15 protein-coding genes are annotated in these 15,732 nt (G+C 56.6%); 6 read left to right on the top strand and 9 right to left on the bottom strand.

The window, feature by feature from the left end:
• The first annotated feature begins 46 nt into the window (after window positions 1-46).
• A complete protein-coding gene (locus tag AB1462_RS14150) occupies window positions 47-1,198 on the top strand; it encodes an XdhC family protein (RefSeq protein WP_367246967.1) in 1,152 nt (383 codons plus the stop codon).
• 101 nt (window positions 1,199-1,299) lie between these two features.
• Complete coding sequence (locus AB1462_RS14145) at window positions 1,300-2,049, top strand: YkgJ family cysteine cluster protein (protein ID WP_367246965.1); 750 nt, start codon at window positions 1,300-1,302, stop codon at window positions 2,047-2,049.
• On the opposite strand, the gene AB1462_RS14140 is transcribed toward AB1462_RS14145, so the two are convergent.
• Window positions 2,019-2,960 carry a LysR family transcriptional regulator gene (locus AB1462_RS14140; protein WP_367247116.1) on the bottom strand — a complete coding sequence of 314 codons (942 nt, stop codon included), beginning with the start codon at window positions 2,958-2,960 and terminating at the stop codon, window positions 2,019-2,021. The two genes, AB1462_RS14145 and AB1462_RS14140, sit on opposite strands and share 31 nt — an antisense overlap.
• A gap of 105 nt (window positions 2,961-3,065) precedes the next feature.
• Between AB1462_RS14140 and AB1462_RS14135 the strand changes: the two genes are divergently transcribed.
• Complete coding sequence (locus AB1462_RS14135) at window positions 3,066-3,509, top strand: cupin domain-containing protein (protein WP_367246963.1); 444 nt, start codon at window positions 3,066-3,068, stop codon at window positions 3,507-3,509.
• Between the two features lie 387 nt (window positions 3,510-3,896).
• Here AB1462_RS14135 and AB1462_RS14130 read toward each other — a convergent pair whose 3' ends face one another.
• Window positions 3,897-4,205, bottom strand: a complete 309-nt coding sequence (locus tag AB1462_RS14130) for a hypothetical protein (RefSeq protein WP_367247119.1) — start codon at window positions 4,203-4,205, stop codon at window positions 3,897-3,899.
• On the opposite strand from AB1462_RS14130, the gene AB1462_RS14125 reads away from it, so the two are divergent.
• From AB1462_RS14125 to adeC, 3 genes are read left to right on the top strand one after another with little or no spacing between them, the layout of a single operon-like run.
• A complete protein-coding gene (locus tag AB1462_RS14125; RefSeq protein ID WP_367247114.1) occupies window positions 4,105-5,199 on the top strand; it encodes an efflux RND transporter periplasmic adaptor subunit in 1,095 nt (364 codons plus the stop codon). The genes AB1462_RS14130 and AB1462_RS14125 overlap by 101 nt on opposite strands.
• A gap of 3 nt (window positions 5,200-5,202) precedes the next feature.
• Window positions 5,203-8,358 (top strand): efflux RND transporter permease subunit, encoded by a 3,156-nt coding sequence (locus AB1462_RS14120; protein WP_367246961.1) that lies wholly within the window; start codon window positions 5,203-5,205, stop codon window positions 8,356-8,358.
• Window positions 8,355-9,779, top strand: coding sequence for an AdeC/AdeK/OprM family multidrug efflux complex outer membrane factor (gene adeC, locus AB1462_RS14115; RefSeq protein WP_367246960.1), 1,425 nt, complete (start codon window positions 8,355-8,357; stop codon window positions 9,777-9,779). The genes AB1462_RS14120 and adeC overlap by 4 nt, the downstream gene beginning before the upstream one ends.
• Window positions 9,780-9,935: 156 nt before the next feature.
• Here the strand turns inward: adeC and AB1462_RS14110 are convergent, their stop codons facing one another.
• The 7 genes from AB1462_RS14110 to AB1462_RS14080 all read right to left on the bottom strand — a co-directional run bounded on the left by AB1462_RS14110 (window position 9,936) and on the right by AB1462_RS14080 (window position 15,591).
• On the bottom strand, window positions 9,936-10,331 hold the full coding sequence (locus AB1462_RS14110; RefSeq protein ID WP_367246959.1) for a hypothetical protein: 396 nt from the start codon (window positions 10,329-10,331) through the stop codon (window positions 9,936-9,938).
• Window positions 10,332-10,737: 406 nt separating this feature from the next.
• Window positions 10,738-11,889: a pyrroloquinoline quinone biosynthesis protein PqqE gene (gene pqqE, locus AB1462_RS14105; protein ID WP_163033231.1), complete on the bottom strand. Its 1,152-nt coding sequence runs from the start codon at window positions 11,887-11,889 to the stop codon at window positions 10,738-10,740.
• On the bottom strand, window positions 11,861-12,136 hold the full coding sequence (pqqD, locus tag AB1462_RS14100; protein WP_367246957.1) for a pyrroloquinoline quinone biosynthesis peptide chaperone PqqD: 276 nt from the start codon (window positions 12,134-12,136) through the stop codon (window positions 11,861-11,863). The genes pqqE and pqqD overlap by 29 nt, the downstream gene beginning before the upstream one ends.
• Window positions 12,133-12,885 carry a pyrroloquinoline-quinone synthase PqqC gene (gene pqqC / locus AB1462_RS14095; RefSeq protein ID WP_367246955.1) on the bottom strand — a complete coding sequence of 251 codons (753 nt, stop codon included), beginning with the start codon at window positions 12,883-12,885 and terminating at the stop codon, window positions 12,133-12,135. Before pqqC ends, pqqD begins: the two co-directional genes overlap by 4 nt.
• A gap of 11 nt (window positions 12,886-12,896) precedes the next feature.
• Window positions 12,897-13,808, bottom strand: a complete 912-nt coding sequence (gene pqqB / locus AB1462_RS14090; protein ID WP_367246954.1) for a pyrroloquinoline quinone biosynthesis protein PqqB — start codon at window positions 13,806-13,808, stop codon at window positions 12,897-12,899.
• A 69-nt stretch (window positions 13,809-13,877) separates the two neighbouring features.
• Window positions 13,878-13,952, bottom strand: coding sequence for a pyrroloquinoline quinone precursor peptide PqqA (pqqA, locus tag AB1462_RS14085; RefSeq protein WP_003194766.1), 75 nt, complete (start codon window positions 13,950-13,952; stop codon window positions 13,878-13,880).
• 307 nt (window positions 13,953-14,259) lie between these two features.
• The gene (locus AB1462_RS14080) at window positions 14,260-15,591 is read right to left on the bottom strand and encodes a carbohydrate porin (RefSeq protein WP_367246953.1); all 1,332 of its coding nucleotides are present in this window, start codon (window positions 15,589-15,591) and stop codon (window positions 14,260-14,262) included.
• Between the last annotated feature and the right edge of the window lie 141 nt (window positions 15,592-15,732).

Raw genomic sequence — 15,732 nt, 5'->3', positions numbered from 1 at the left:
TCTGCGTATCAGTTGTCACGCTGATTCACTTTGGGAGAGATGTGAGATGTCTGGTTTAAATGCATTGCTCGACGCTGTCCAGGCCGAACAGCTCGAGGGCAGGGAGTCAGTACTTGCCACGGTTGTGAAGGTCGAGGGTTCGGCTTATCGCCGTCCAGGGGCGCGCATGCTCGTGTCTCAATATGGACGCCCACAGGGCACCATCAGCGGCGGTTGCCTGGAAAATGATGTGGCGCGAAAAGCTTGGTGGTTAAGTGAGTCGGGGCCGGTGATTCGCAGCTACAGCACTGCAGAGGCGTTAGACGAAGAGGGCGGGGAGGAGTCACTTGGATTCGGGCTGGGGTGCAATGGCAAAGTGTATGTGTTGTTCGAGCGCATACCCGCAAGAAAGTCATGCACTTTGCTTGATGCGTTGCGCAATGTGAGGAGCAGGCAGCGTCCCGCAGCAATCGCCACGATAATAGCGTGCTGCCGCAATAGCCGTGCAGATGTTGGCGATCGCGTGTTTCTAGAGTCAGGCAGCGCTCCTCACGGAGGGCTCTACCACCCAGCACTGACGGAGCGAATCACGGATGATCTGCGGCTCACACTGGACCGGCAAAAATCTTCGCTGCAGCACTATGCAGAAGGGTGCACAGAGGTCGACGTCTTCCTTGAGTACGTCGCGCCTGCACCGCGATTGGTGATCTTTGGGGCGGGTCATGACGCGCAGCCGTTGGTGCGGATGGCCAAACTCTTGGGGTGGCATGTTTCGGTCATCGATAGTCGCCCGCATTTCGCCCGTCAGGAGCGCTTTCCTGAAGCCGATTTTGTAACGTGCGCCAGTATCAACCAGCGCTTCGAGTTTCGAGAGTTGGTGGATGGAGCTTTTGTGGCGGTGATGTCCCACAGCCTGAGTCAGGATGCGTATTGGCTCAAAGGTGTATTGCAGAGCAATCCCCGTTACATCGGTCAGCTTGGGCCGCGTGACCGGACCGAGCGCCTGCTGGATGGGATAACACGAGAGGTAAACAGCCAGCCTGCACGCAGCAAATTATTTTACCCGATTGGTTTGGATATTGGCGGTGATACGCCAGAAATCGTGGCGATGTCGGTACTTGGGGAGATCCAGGCTGTGATGAATGGCCGAACCGGCGCAAGTTTGAAATTGCGAGAACTGAAGATTCACGAAAGCTACCAGCTAGAGCCTGGGCGCTAGCCAGCATCCACACCGTTAAATGCAACTTCTACTGCTCTATTTTTATTCGAAGTGTGCCGTTACGGCGCCTATGTCATACCTCTAATTCGATTGATCACTTCATGAATACAAAGTTTTCCTGTGTAGGTTGTGGCAAATGCTGCAATGACCACCATGTGCCCCTGACCCTTGACGAAGCAAGGATATGGGCGGGGGATGGGGGGCAAGTGATCGTGCTTGTGGAGGGGTTTCTCAGCAATGGCCTGGGCCTGCCCGAGCCGCAACGCGAGCATGCCTACCGTCGATCGGTCGCTGTCCAAAGTGGTACAAGCGAAGCGTACGTTGCCATCACCTTCGCCGCTTACAACGCGGGCCCCTGCAGGAATCTTGACGAAGACAACCTTTGTCGAATCTACGATCGCCGGCCACTGGTGTGCCGGATCTACCCGATGGAAATCAATCCGCACATTCCTCTGAATACAACGCTCAAAGATTGCCCTCCAGAGTCCTGGACCACGGGCGCGGACATGATCGTTGGCGGTGAATTGGTGGATCAGGACCTCGCGAAATTGATCCAGCATTCTCGTCAGGCTGATCATGATGACATCCAGAGCAAAGACGCGATTTGCGCCTTGCTGGGCATTAGGACAACAGCGCTGAAGGGTGACGGGTTTACGGCTTATCTTCCCGACATGGGCGCATTTATCCAGGGTGTGGACCAGGTGGTCGGGCAGCCAGAGGTCGAGCAGGACAGTGAATGGCAATTCCATGTTTCGGGCGAAGGTATTGCAGGGCAAGTGCTTGAAACCGGCGCGCAAGTGACAATGGACGTGCCGGTGAACTACGCTTTTATTTCTTTTCGGGCCCCGTGATCGAGCACAGGCATGCTTGCCAGTTCAATACGCAGCGCTTCCAGCACCACGCGAAATGCGGCCGTATGCTGGCGTCGGCTCGGGTAGTAAAGGTGGTAGCCACTGAACGGCTCTGACCACTGCGCCAACACTTCAACGAGCTTGCCACTGTGGATGTGCTCCATGACTAAGCCATCAGGCAGTTGAGCCAAGCCTGTGTCTGCCAGACACGCCTCCAGGATTTGAAAGACACTGTTCATGATCAGCGGGCCGTCGACACGGACGCGAAACTCGCGTTCTTCTCGGCTGAACTCCCATTGATACAGGCCGCCATGAGTCGGCAGGCGCAAGTTGATGCAGCGATGGCGGGTGAGTTCTTCCGGCGTTTGCGGGGTTGAATGTTCGGCCAGGTAGCGCGGTGAGGCCACTGTAACCAGTCGCATAGGGGGCGCGATGGGCGCCGCAATCATATCGGCGGCGAGTGTATCGCCAAGACGGACGCCGGCATCGAATCGCTCAGCCACGATGTCGGCCATTGCGTAGTCAGTTATCAGTTCGATGGTGATATCCGGAAATTGATCCATGATCGGTTTGAGCTTGGGCCACAGGACAAATCTGACCGCAAACTCGTCAGCCGAAATGCGCACCGTGCCAGAGGGATGATCGCTGTACTCAACCGCCGCATCGACCAGTGAATGGATCTCATCCAGCAACGGTATCAAGCCTCGTAACAGCTTTTCCCCTGCCTCTGTTTGGGTGACGCTTCGTGTTGTGCGTGTCAGCAACCGCACCCCCAGGCGCTCTTCCAGAAGCCGCATGGTTTGGCCCACTGCCGAAGGTGATACGCCAAGACTGGCCGCGGCACGCGTGAAATTTCCCTCCCTGCCGACCGTTACAAACACGGCGAGCTCATCCAGTTTGTAAGATGCCATTGTGAAGCCCTTCTTCATATTGATTGAAGAATTATAGATATATTTTTGATAAAACAGCTCTGCTAAATTTGTACGCAAGTCATCAAACATCCAATGGAGATCGGCATGAGTGCAACTGATAACGTTACTGAAGACATGCAAATTCACCGCGCCGGTTCGGCGGCAGCGATCAAAGGTCCGGCAGACTGGTTTACTGGCACCGTTCGAATCGACCGGATTTTCAATTCCCCAGCGCCCGCGCGGGTAGGGTTGGCAATTGTGAATTTCGAACCGGGTGCCCGCACTAACTGGCACACACATCCGCTGGGCCAAATCCTGTTAGTGACCGTTGGTGTCGGTTGGACTCAGTGCGATGGAGGTCCGAAGGTGGAGATTCGCCCAGGTGATCTGATCTGGTGCAACTGTGGAAAACGGCACTGGCACGGCGCAACTGATAAGACGGCGATGCAACACGTTGCGATCAACGAAGCCCTCGATGGAAAACCCGTGGATTGGCTTGAGCCAGTCTCCCATGAGACGTACCTCTCGGGGCCGGTTAAAAAAGACTGAAGTTGTTCATCGGAGTCCGGGCCTTTCAGGCCCCGGCTTCCGGGTCTGCGATGATCCGCCGCACTGAATCAGTCGATTCCAACAGCGCGTGCCTTGTCGAGGGCGGCAATCATTCTTGGTGTTTTTGTCGGTTCGAGACATCAATCAACCGGCTGATAAGTTATCTATCTTTATAACCAGAATTGACCGTTACTCACTAATCCATCATTGCGATGGGGAAGTTGATTGATATAGAGCGCGTCGAAAAAGTTGAAAGGTCTTGAAACTATTTTACTGCTGAATATTCCTCAATGGTGATTTCAGTGATGGTGGGCTAATCATTGGATATCTCGGTTGCTAGGATGCCCGCATAACAATTCCAGTGCGGTTTATTTGTCCTCAGGCTGACTACGCCAGGCCAATAAACGTGACGTCGCACCGCGCATCTTGCGCTACTTGCTCAAGCACTTTTTCCACTGCCATCAGCGGCTGTTTGAGGCTGTGCTGCGGCAGTTTGCAAACGTTTTCGCCCTTTTTTCCTGCGCTGTGTTCGAGGTGCTCTATGTTATTCAAGCCCGTCTTTCCCGCTTTGGTAATCGCCATCGCTTTGGCCACAATGCTCAGTGGGTGCAATAAGGAGAAAGCCGCTGCGGACCCGGTGCAACCGCCACAGGTCAGCGTGGTGACGCTGCGGTCGCAGTCCGTGACCTTGTCCAATGACCTGCCTGGGCGTACCAGCGCTTACCGTCTCGCCGAAGTCCGGCCACAGGTTGACGGTATCGTCCTGAAGCGTTTGTTCCAGGAAGGCGCGGATATCCAGGCTGGCGAGCAGCTCTATCAAATCGACCCATCAACCTATGAGGTGACGCTCGCCAGCGCGCAGGCCAGTTTGGAGCAGTACCGCTCGCTGGCCAGCCGGTATCGGCAACTGATCGACGAGCAGGCGGTCAGCAAGCAGGAATATGACACTGCCCGAGCTCAGCAGATGCAGGCGGAAGCCCAGGTCAAAAGCGCGCAGATCAATCTCAGGTACACCAAGATGTTCGCGCCTATCAGTGGACGGGTTGGCCGTTCTACGGTGACCGAGGGCGCATTGGTCTCCAATGGTCAGGCCACTCCTCTTGCGACTATCCAACAGCTCGATCCCATTTATGTCGACGTCACACAGTCTTACGGCGAGATGCTCAAGCTGCGCCGGGCGCTTGAAAACGGACAGTTGCAGCAGTCTGCCGACAAGGCCGCCAAAGTTAACCTAACGCTTGAAGACGGTAGTGAGTACCCGCTGCAGGGTTCACTGGAGTTCTCAGAAGTGTCGGTCGACGAAACAACCGGCTCGGTGACCCTGCGTGCGGTATTTCCTAACCCGGATCACGTGCTGCTGCCTGGGATTTTCGTCCATGCGCGGCTGCAGGCGGGTATTGCCGAACAAGCCATTCTTGCTCCGCAGATTGGCGTGACCCGCGACCTTAAAGGGACGCCGACCGCCATGGTGGTGACTGCTGACAATAAAGTCGAGCAGCGTCAGCTCAAGGTCGGCCGCACCGTAGGTCCGAATGTGCTGGTGGAGAGCGGCTTGAGCGCCGGAGACAAAATCATCGTCGAAGGGCTGCAGTTCATTAAACCCGGTGCAACGGTCGTCGCTCAGGAAGCCAGGAGTGATGAGGCAACAGGCGCTTCTGTAGCGGCCAATACCAGCGCCAAGTCGGAGTAGATCATGTCGAAGTATTTCATTGATAGGCCGATCTTCGCCTGGGTGCTTGCATTGATCATCATGCTCGTCGGGATATTGTCGATATTCAGGCTGCCGATCAATCAATATCCCAGCATCGCGCCTCCTGCTGTCGCAATCCAGGTCTCATATCCCGGTGCCTCCGCGCAGACCGTGCAAGATACCGTGGTGCAAGTGATCGAGCAGCAAATGAACGGTATCGACAATTTGCGCTACATCTCCTCGGAGAGTAACTCCGATGGCAGCATGCGCATCATCGTTACCTTCAACCAAGGTACCAACCCTGATATTGCTCAGGTTCAGGTACAGAACAAGCTGAACCTGGCCACCCCGCTGCTGCCACGAGAAGTGCAGCAACAAGGGTTGCGCGTCACAAAGTTCCAGCAGAACTTCATGATGTTCATTGGCTTGGTTTCCACCGATGGAAAACACAGTAAGGAAGATCTGTCCAACTACATTGTTTCTAACATCCAGGATCCCATTTCGAGGACTCCAGGCGTCGGTGATTTTCAAATTTGGGGCACGCAATATGCGATGCGGGTCTGGCTGGATCCCGCCAAGCTCAACCAGTATCAGCTGACTCCGGTCGATGTGACCGAGGCGATTGAAGCCCAGAACGTACAGGTGGCCTCAGGCACTATTGGCGGTCTTCCGGCGCGCAAAGGTACGGTGTTTACGGCGACCATCATCGGCAAGACCCGACTGCAAACCTCTGAGCAGTTTGGTGACATTTTGCTTAGGGTCAATGGCGACGGCTCGCAGGTGCGGTTGAGTGATGTGGCTGATATCAGCTTGGGTGGCGAAAACTACAGCATCAACGCGCAAGCCAATGGCAAGCCTGCCTCGGGTATTGCGATTCGTCTGGCCACAGGCGCCAACGCGCTCGATACCGCCAAAGCCATTCGCGCCACGGTAGACCGTCTCAAACCGTTCTTCCCGGTGGGTGTCGAGGCCATTTATCCCTATGACACCACGCCGGTGGTGACCGAATCGATTACGGGTGTGGTGGAAACGCTGGCAGAAGCGGTCGTGCTGGTATTTCTGGTCATGCTGCTGTTTTTGCAGAACTTGCGCGCCACCATTATCACGACGTTGACCGTTCCCGTTGTATTGCTGGGGACCTTTGGCGTCCTCGCGGCAGCGGGTTTCTCTATCAATACGTTGACCATGTTCGGGATGATCCTGGCGATCGGGTTACTCGTCGACGACGCCATTGTGGTGGTTGAAAACGTTGAACGCGTGATGGCCGAGGAACACCTGTCACCCAGGGAGGCTACGCGTAAATCGATGGGGCAGATCCAGGGCGCTCTGGTGGGCATTGCCTTGGTGCTCTCTGCGGTACTGTTGCCGATGGCATTCTTCGGCGGTTCCACTGGCGTGATCTATCGGCAGTTCTCGATAACCATCGTGTCCGCCATGGCGCTTTCAGTATTTGTGGCCTTAGTGTTCACCCCGGCGCTCTGTGCCACCCTGCTCAAACCCATCGATCCGGCAAAACACGGCCAGCCCAAACGAGGTTTTTTCGGCTGGTTCAATAGACGTTTTGATAACTGCATCAACGGTTACGAGCAGGGCGTAGGTCAGATCATTCGACACAAGGTGCCGGGCTTCGTGGTTTACCTGGTTATCGTCGCCGGCATGATCTGGATGTTCGCCCGGATACCCACCTCGTTTCTGCCTGATGAAGATCAGGGCCTGATTTTTACGCAGGTACAGACACCGGCCAATAGCTCAGCTGAAAGTACTCAGAAAGCGCTTGATCGCATGGCGAACTACTTGCTGGACAAAGAACACGGCGAAGGCAACGCCGTGGCTACAGTCTTCACGGTCAACGGTTTCAACTTTGCCGGCCGTGGGCAGAATTCAGGGATCGCGTTCGTCAACCTTAAACCTTGGGGTGAACGGGACAGTGACAATACGGTGTTCAAGATTGCACAGCGCGCCCAGCAAGAGTTTATGAAGTACCGCGATGCGATGGTGGTGGCCGTGGTTCCGCCGTCGGTACTTGAGTTGGGTAACGCCACCGGCTTCGATTTCTATCTGCAGGACCAGGACAGCGTGGGCCATCAAAAGCTCATGGAGGCGCGGGGCAAGTTTCTTGAGTTGGCTGCCCAGAGCCCGGTCCTGGCCGGTGTGCGCCCTAATGGTTTGGCCGACGAGCCGCAGTACCACCTGACCATTGACGACGAGCGCGCCAGGGCGATGGGCATCTCATTGACAGATATCAACACCACCCTGTCGGTGGCATATGGCAGTAGTTACGTAAACGACTTCATTGACCGCGGACGCGTTAAACGGGTGTACGTACAGGGCGAGCCTGACTCGCGGAGCACCGCCGAGGACTTGAGCAAATGGTTCGTTCGTAACAGCCAAGGTCAAATGGTCCCTTTCTCGGCGTTTGCAAGTGCCGAGTGGGTCTTTGGCTCACCCAAGCTGTCGCGCTACAACGGCGTTCCCGCCGAGCAAATCCTCGGGACGCCAGCCCCGGGCTACAGCTCTGGGCAGGCGATGGCGGAAGTCGAGCGAATCGCAGCGCAACTACCACCCGGGGTAGGCATTTCTTTCACCGGATTGTCATATGAGGAGCGACTTTCTGGTTCACAGGCGCCAGCTCTTTACGCACTGTCGATTCTTGTGGTGTTTCTGTGCCTGGCGGCGCTGTATGAAAGCTGGTCGATCCCGATCGCGGTCATCTTGGTGGTGCCCCTCGGGGTGATTGGCGCGTTGATGGCCACGGCCTTGCGAGGGCTGTCCAACGATGTGTTTTTCCAAGTGGGTCTGTTGGTGACGGTGGGGTTGGCGGCGAAGAATGCGATCCTGATCGTCGAGTTTGCCAAGGAGCTGAATGAGAAGGGCAAGCCATTGCTTGAAGCAACGGTCGAAGCTTGCCGCATGCGTCTACGTCCGATCGTGATGACTTCCTTGGCATTTATCCTCGGCGTGCTACCGCTGACCATCTCCAGCGGCGCGGGCTCAGGTAGTCAGCACGCCATTGGTACTGGCGTGATCGGCGGCATGATTACGGCCACCGTTCTGGCGATCTTTTGGGTTCCGCTATTTTTCGTTTCTGTTTCATCCCTGTTTAAAGGTAGTCGTAAGCAACGGGACGAAGCGACTTCAAATGATGAGGCAGGCCAATGATTAAGTCCTTTATGAGTCTGGCGATCACGGCAGCAGTCCTCAGTGGTTGCTCGCTAATTCCTGAGTACAATCGGCCTCAGGGACCGGTCGCGGCGCAATACCCGCAAGGCTCTGCTTATCAGGTGGCCAACGCCGCCGACCATGCCGCTGCAGAGCAAGGCTGGCGCGAGTTTTTTCACGATCCGACGTTACAACAGTTGATCCAGACAGCGTTGATCAACAATCGCGATCTGCGGGTGGCGGGCCTCAACGTCAGTGCTTACCAGGCGCAATACCGTATCCAGAGGGCAGACGTGTTTCCGGCGGTTGGCGTCAATGCCAACGGAACACGTCAGCGACTGCCGAGCGATTTGTCGCAGTCTGGTCAGGCCGGTATTTCCAGTCAGTATGGCGTGAACCTGGGCATCAGTTCTTACGAGTTGGACCTGTTTGGACGCATCCAAAGTCTTAGCCAACAAGCCCTGGAAACTTACCTGTCGACTGCAGAGGCTCGCCGTGCAACTCAGATCAGCCTGGTCTCCAGCATCGCGACGGCCTACCTCACCTGGCAGGCCGACCGCGAACTGCTCACGCTCACGGAGAATACCCTGGCCGCTTATGAGGAAAGCCTGCGCCTGACCACCCGAAGCCACCAGGTGGGTGTGGCTTCGGCCCTTGATCTATCGCAGTCACGCACCTCTGTGGAAAGTGCGCGGGCGAGCTTGGCAACCTACCAGAGGCGAGTCGCCGAAGATCAAAATGCGCTCGTGCTGCTCCTCGGCACTGGAATGCCAGCCGATTTGCCGGCACCACAGTCATTGGCTGGCGATCTAATCGCCAAGGTGCCGGCTGGCCTGCCGAGTGACTTGCTTGCCCGCCGGCCAGATATTCTGGCCGCCGAGCATTCGCTCATGGCCGCCAACGCCAACATTGGCGCAGCACGAGCGGCGTTCTTTCCGAGCATTAGCCTCACGGCAAACGCTGGCACTTCAAGCGCGAATCTGGATGGGTTGTTCAAGGGCGGATCGGGAGGTTGGGTGTTCAGCCCTACTATCAGCCTGCCAATTTTCAACGCTGGCGCCTTACGCGCCAGCCTGGATTACTCGAAAATCCAGAAAGACATCGGCGTGGCCAACTATGAAAAAGCTATCCAGACCGCTTTCCAGGAGGTCGCCGACGGGTTGGCTGCACGCAAGACTTATGTCGATCAGTTGCAAGCACAGAATGATCTCGTCGCGGCCAGCCAGGACTACTATCGGCTTGCCGAGCGCCGCTATCGAATCGGCGTGGACAGCAACCTGACGTTCCTGGACGCTCAGCGCTCGCTCTTCAGCAACCAACAGACGCTGATCAGCGACCGTCTGGCTCAGTTGCAGGCTGAGGTTAACTTGTACCGTGCGCTAGGTGGAGGATGGAACGAGCGCGGTGCGCAAGTGCTCTGAGACCAGCGACCAAAACAACAACGCCCGGTTATAGCCGGGCGTTGTTGTTTTGCGTTGACTGAAACCATGATCACTCTGTTCTTGAGTCCACTGCCGAGAAGTGCGCAGGTGTTTCGGGGGAAGGCCGGCCCTCAACGTTAACGGGTGTATCAAAAGTTACAGACACGCTACCGTGTCAGTTTGAGCCAGGGCGTTGCCTTTACTGTCGAACAGTTCAATTTTGACTTCTCTTCCCGAACTGCTTTGGTTCAAGGTGTAATGTTCATTAGGTAAAAAGTTGTTATAGGCGAGCGTGGCAACGCAGCGGTGCTGGTTTTCCTGGTAGCCTTTAGTGACAATCCCCAACTCCATGGTGCGGGCGCCTGGTAATACTTTGAAGTAAGTTAGGTTTTCGGCGCGCTGCGCGTCCAGGCGCCTTGCAAGCATTTGATCGCCGATTTGTGTCTGCAGATTGACTATGGATTCACCGTTTTTAAGGGGTGGAGGCTCGGTTGCGCAGCCCGCCAGTCCCGTTGTTACGATAAGAGCAACTACCAATTTTGAAAGTTTCATAAGTGTCCTGCCTTGAGCGTTATATGAGGGTCGATAACAAACTGAAACGCGTGAGGTTTTTGATGTCCACACTTGTAACGCTTTGTAAGTCGATGCCTGTAAGGAATTTTCTATGTAATATTTAGAACCAAATAATTTTTTGGCTCAGAAGAAGTGCCCGTCAGTTTCATTGTGTGGGCCGTGCAGGATTATCGAGAAGCGTAAGAGTTAACCGTTCACTTGATAATCGAGGTGATGTTGTTATCAGTATGGGGGTAGTCTACAGCGTAATTATTTAATGATTAGCGGTTGAGTTATTGATGCAGAATTGATTTCTACTCAGTAATGGTGCGGTGAAGGGGGGCAATCCCTTGCTCCCGATTCCTTTATTCCCGCAAAACCCAATGTATTCCCGCTTGCTATAAGGTCAACCTTTGGCAATGAGCCGTGAATTGCGCTCATTGCGAAAGGCCAGTTGCTCGATGGTCTGGGTGGCGTGCTCGGCTTCTTCCCGTGCTTGAAGGATGATGCCGTGCTGCTCGGACTTGCTGCACACCGGGTCGGCGTTGCTCGCATCCCCCGTGAGCATGAAGGCCTGGCAGCGGCAGCCGCCGAAGTCCTTTTCTTTTTCGTCGCAGGAACGGCACGGCTCGGGCATCCAGTCGTAGCCGCGAAAACGGTTGAAGCCGAACGAGTCGTACCAGATGTGCTGCATGCTGTGGTCACGCACATTCGGAAATTGCACCGGCATCTGTCGGGCGCCGTGGCAGGGTAGGGCTGTACCATCCGGTGTCACTGTAAGAAAGATGCTGCCCCAGCCGTTCATGCAGGCTTTTGGGCGTTCCTCGTAGTAATCCGGTGTGACGAATATCAGCTTGCACGGGTGGCCTTCGGCTTCGAGCTTGGCCCTGTATTCGTTGGTGATGCGTTCGGCACGTACCAACTGTTCTTTGGTCGGCAACAACCCCACACGATTGAGCTGCGCCCAGCCGTAGAACTGGCAGGTGGCGAGTTCGACAAAGTCTGCCTCCAACGCGATGCACAGTTCGATGATGCGGTCGATCTTGTCGATATTGTGTCGATGGGTGACGAAGTTCAGCACCATCGGGTAGCCATGGGCCTTAACTGCGCGGGCCATTTCCAACTTTTGTGCGAAGGCTTTTTTCGACCCGGCCAGCAGGTTGTTCACCTGTTCGTCACTGGCCTGGAAGCTGATCTGGATATGGTCCAGGCCGGCCTTCTTGAAGTCGCTGATCTTCTGCTCGGTCAGGCCGATACCCGAGGTGATCAGGTTGGTGTAGAACCCCAGCTTGCGTGCCTCGGCGATCAACTCGGCCAGGTCCTGGCGCACCAGCGGCTCTCCGCCGGAAAACCCCAGCTGCGCGGCACCCATCTCGCGGGCTTCGCGAAATACCTTGATCCACTGCTCGGTGCTCAGCTCCTTGCCCTGCTCGGCAAAATCCAGCGGGTTGGAGCAATACGGGCACTGCAATGGGCAGCGGTAAGTCAGCTCAGCCAATAGCCACAGCGGCAGGCCAATGGCCGGCTTTTCAGGCAAGGGTGATCCAGTGCTCAGCACGGGCGACCTCCATGAATTGCTCGATGTCGTCACCCAACTCAGGTACGCCGGGGAATTGTTTATCCAGCTCGGCAATGATGGCCGCCACGTCACGCTCACCGTCGATCAAACCGCCGATCAGCGCGGCGCTGTCGTTGAGCTTGATCATGCCTTCGGGGTAGAGCAGCACATGGCCTTTTTGCGCGGGCTCGTACTGGTAGCGATAGCCCGGGCGCCAGATGGGTGTTCTGCTGCGATCAAAGCTCATAGGGTGATCCCTTTATGCCAGACCCGCTGCTCGGTCACGCTGTGATACGGCGGGCGTTTGAGTTCGTAGGCCATGCTCATGGCATCCAGCATGCTCCACAGGATGTCCAGTTTGAACTGGAGAATTTCCAGCATGCGTTCCTGGCCTTCACGGGTGGTGTAGTGCTGCAGGGTGATCGCCAGACCGTGCTCCACATCGCGGCGGGCCTGGCCCAGGCGGGTACGGAAATATTCGTAGCCGGCCGGGTCGATCCACGGGTAATGCTGAGGCCAACTGTCGAGGCGCGACTGGTGGATCTGCGGCGCGAACAGCTCGGTCAGCGAGCTGCTGGCGGCTTCCTGCCAGCTGGCGCGGCGGGCGAAGTTGACGTAGGCATCCACCGCAAAGCGTACGCCGGGCAGCACCAGTTCCTGGGAGCGCAGTTGGTCCGGGTCGAGGCCGACCGCTTGGCCCAGGCGCAGCCAGGCTTCGATGCCGCCGTCTTCGCCCGGCGCGCCATCGTGGTCGAGCAGGCGCTGGATCCACTCGCGACGAATCTCGCGGTCCGGGCAGTTGGCCAGGATCGCCGCGTCCTTCAGGGGAATATTCACCTGGTAGTAAAAGCGGTTGGCGACCCAGCCCTGGATTTGCTCGCGGCTGGCACGGCCTTCGTACATCGCCACGTGGTAAGGGTGATGGATATGGTAGAAGGCGCCCTTGGCCCGCAAGGCATGTTCGAATTCGGCGAGCGTCAGCGGTGTGTCGGTCATTTCAGTTGCTCCTACAATTCAAGGCTCATGCCGTCGTAAGCCACTTCGACATTGCGCCGCACCAGCTCCGCTCGCTCGGGAGAATCTTCATCGAGGATCGGGTTGGTGTTGTTGATGTGGATAAGCACCTTGCGCTGCTTGGGTAACTGTTCCAGAACTTCGAGCATGCCGCCGGGGCCGTTCTGCGCCAGGTGGCCCATCTCGCGGCCGGTGCGGGTGCCGACGCCACGGCGCTGCATCTCGTCGTCATCCCACATTGTGCCGTCCACCAGCAGGCAATCGCTGCTGGCCATGATCTCCAGCAACGGCGCGTCGACCTTGCCCAGGCCAGGGGCGTAGAAGAGTTTGCCGCCGGTGCGCAGGTCTTCGACGATCAGGCCGATGTTGTCGCCCGGGTGCGGGTCGAAGCGGTTCGGCGAGTAGGGCGGCGCCGCGCTGCGCAGGGGCAGCGGGGTGAAGCGCAGGTTTGGGCAGGCCGGGATGGTGAAGCTGGCGTCCAGCTCGATGCGGTTCCAGGCCAGGCCGCCGTTCCAATGGGTGAGCATGGTAAACAGCTGGAAGCCGGTGCTCAGGTCTTCATGGACCATGTCGGTGCACCACACCTGGTGCGGGCAGCCTTCGCGCAGGCTCAGCAGGCCGGTGGTGTGGTCGATCTGACTGTCCATCAGGATGATCGCGCTGATGCCGGTATCGCGCAGGGCGCGGCCGGGCTGCATCGGTGCAAAGCTTTGCAGCTGCGCGCGGATATCCGGCGAGGCGTTACACAGCACCCAATTCACGCCGTCGTCGGAAATCGCAATGGACGACTGGGTACGTGCCTGCGCCCGCAGGTTGCCGTCACGAAAACCTGCGCAGTTCACGCAGTTGCAGTTCCACTGCGGGAAACCACCGCCGGCGGCGGAACCTAGAATCTGGACAAACATGGTAGCTCCCAAGCAAAGCTCAAAACAAAAACGCCCCGGGCGAACCGAGGCGTTGTATTACCCAGCGGATTAACGGCTGGCGAAGTACATGGTGACTTCGAAACCGATGCGCAGATCAGTGTAAGCAGGTTTGGACCAGGTCATAGGATTGCTCCGTTCAAGTGGATGGGACAGTTGTCAGATTTCTTTGGCCGGGATCATTTTACCGCTTGCCAAGGCGCGTCCGGCCCTACCGTCGCCCTGATTCAGCAGTTGCCCCTAATCCAGTACCGCCGGACGGTTGGGCAACAAAATCGCTTCCGGAAATTGCTCCAGGTGTGAGAGCGAGTGGCTGGACAGCTTGCTACCGAGCGCCGCGAAGCAGGTGCTCAGCAATCCAGCGCGACCTTGCAGAGCCCGAAACTTCATTTTAATGCTTACGCTGACAGTCAATCGCATCGGACTCGTCCTCTTACAAGCTGGTCTCGAATTTCAAACCTGCGACCCACGCATCCTTAACCTCGCTGACGCCCCCTGGGTTGCCAACGAACTGAAGGTTGGGGCGTACGGTCAGCCATTTGGTCGCGGCAAACCCGTAATAAATTTCCATGTTGGTTTCCGACCCTTGCGTTGGCGTGTAACGCGGGTCGTTGTAATCACTGACACCCGCCAGGTCGTTCAATTGCTGCTGATGCTCTTTGTAACGTTTATTGACGTGGAGGGTAGAGATGGCGACGCCAATCTCGTCATTCGGGCGAGATTTGAAGGGGGCCGTGTAGTAGAGCCCTGTTTGCGCATAGCGATCAATCATATTGGTGGCTTTGTCATGCGCTGTGACGTAGGCAAACACTGTCAGCCCGCGCGCGGCGAAGTCCGGGTCCCTCCAAACTTGTTGTTGCCCGGCAACCCAGGCGCCGTGTTTGTTGTCCCGGGATTTGGCTACACCATTTTCTTCAGTGTTGACGTCGTTTGCTTTACGGCTGCTGTAATACGCCCCCACGCGATATTCCCCTGGCAAATGTCCGGCTCCCAGCGAGGTGGCATGGACCAGCTCGATAGGCACCAGGGTTCCTTCATTGCCGCTGCCGCTGAGTTTGAAACGGTTACCTTTTTCGAGGTAGGACGGGTTCTGTTCGTAAGCACCGATTTGCGCATAGGTGTTGTCGCCCAGCGCAACCTTTACGCGGCCGGCCCATTGAGTGATCGGCCAGTTGTAAATGATATTGCCGGCCCAGTTCCCAGGTTGGGCGCCGCAGAACGCCAGGTTCTGGAATTTGCAGGGGAAGCTGCCGAAATCCTCGCCAAAGTTCATGCGGCCCAGTTTGATATCCAGCCCACCGTCAAAGAACTTTTGGCGGTACCAGAGATCCGTAAGACGCACGGTTTGGCCTCGGCCGTTCACCTCTTGAACCTGACTGATGCCCCCCACGCGCGGGTCGGTGATCACGTCATTGGTGAGGTTGCGCCCGTTGCGATTCGATAGCGTGAATTGAAAATCCGCGCCTTTCCAACCGAGGATTTTCTCAAGGTCCATATTGCTCAACAGCGCAAGTTGGTCGGTATATCGCGTGGTGGTGTGTGAATCATAGCCGCCGGCGAGATTAGTCGCGGTTTCGCCCGTGTAGAACACGTTAAACGTATAACCCTTCTCGAGTAATTCTGAGCGCAGGCCGCCCCAATCGCCCAGCATCCAGGGCGACTCGGGGTTGAAGGCTTCCAGCGCCTGGCTGCTGGTGGCTCCGCAGAGCAACAGCATTGCGACTGAGGTTTTAGTAAGCGTGGTACGGTTAATTTGAGCGGTCATGATAATCTCTGCTTTTGTTTTTATTAGTCAGATGATCGAACACGTCTTCTGCTTTATCTTCTGTTAAGGGTTGCTACAGGCCGTCCGTGGTTTTTTAGCCAGTGGGTGAGGTTGAAGTGTCGATTGCGATATCAGGTGGGT

It is taken from the genome of Pseudomonas sp. SB113, assembly GCF_040754745.1.
Taxonomy (GTDB): Bacteria; Pseudomonadota; Gammaproteobacteria; order Pseudomonadales; family Pseudomonadaceae; genus Aquipseudomonas; species Aquipseudomonas grimontii.
This window is presented reverse-complemented; position numbering and strand designations above follow the sequence as displayed.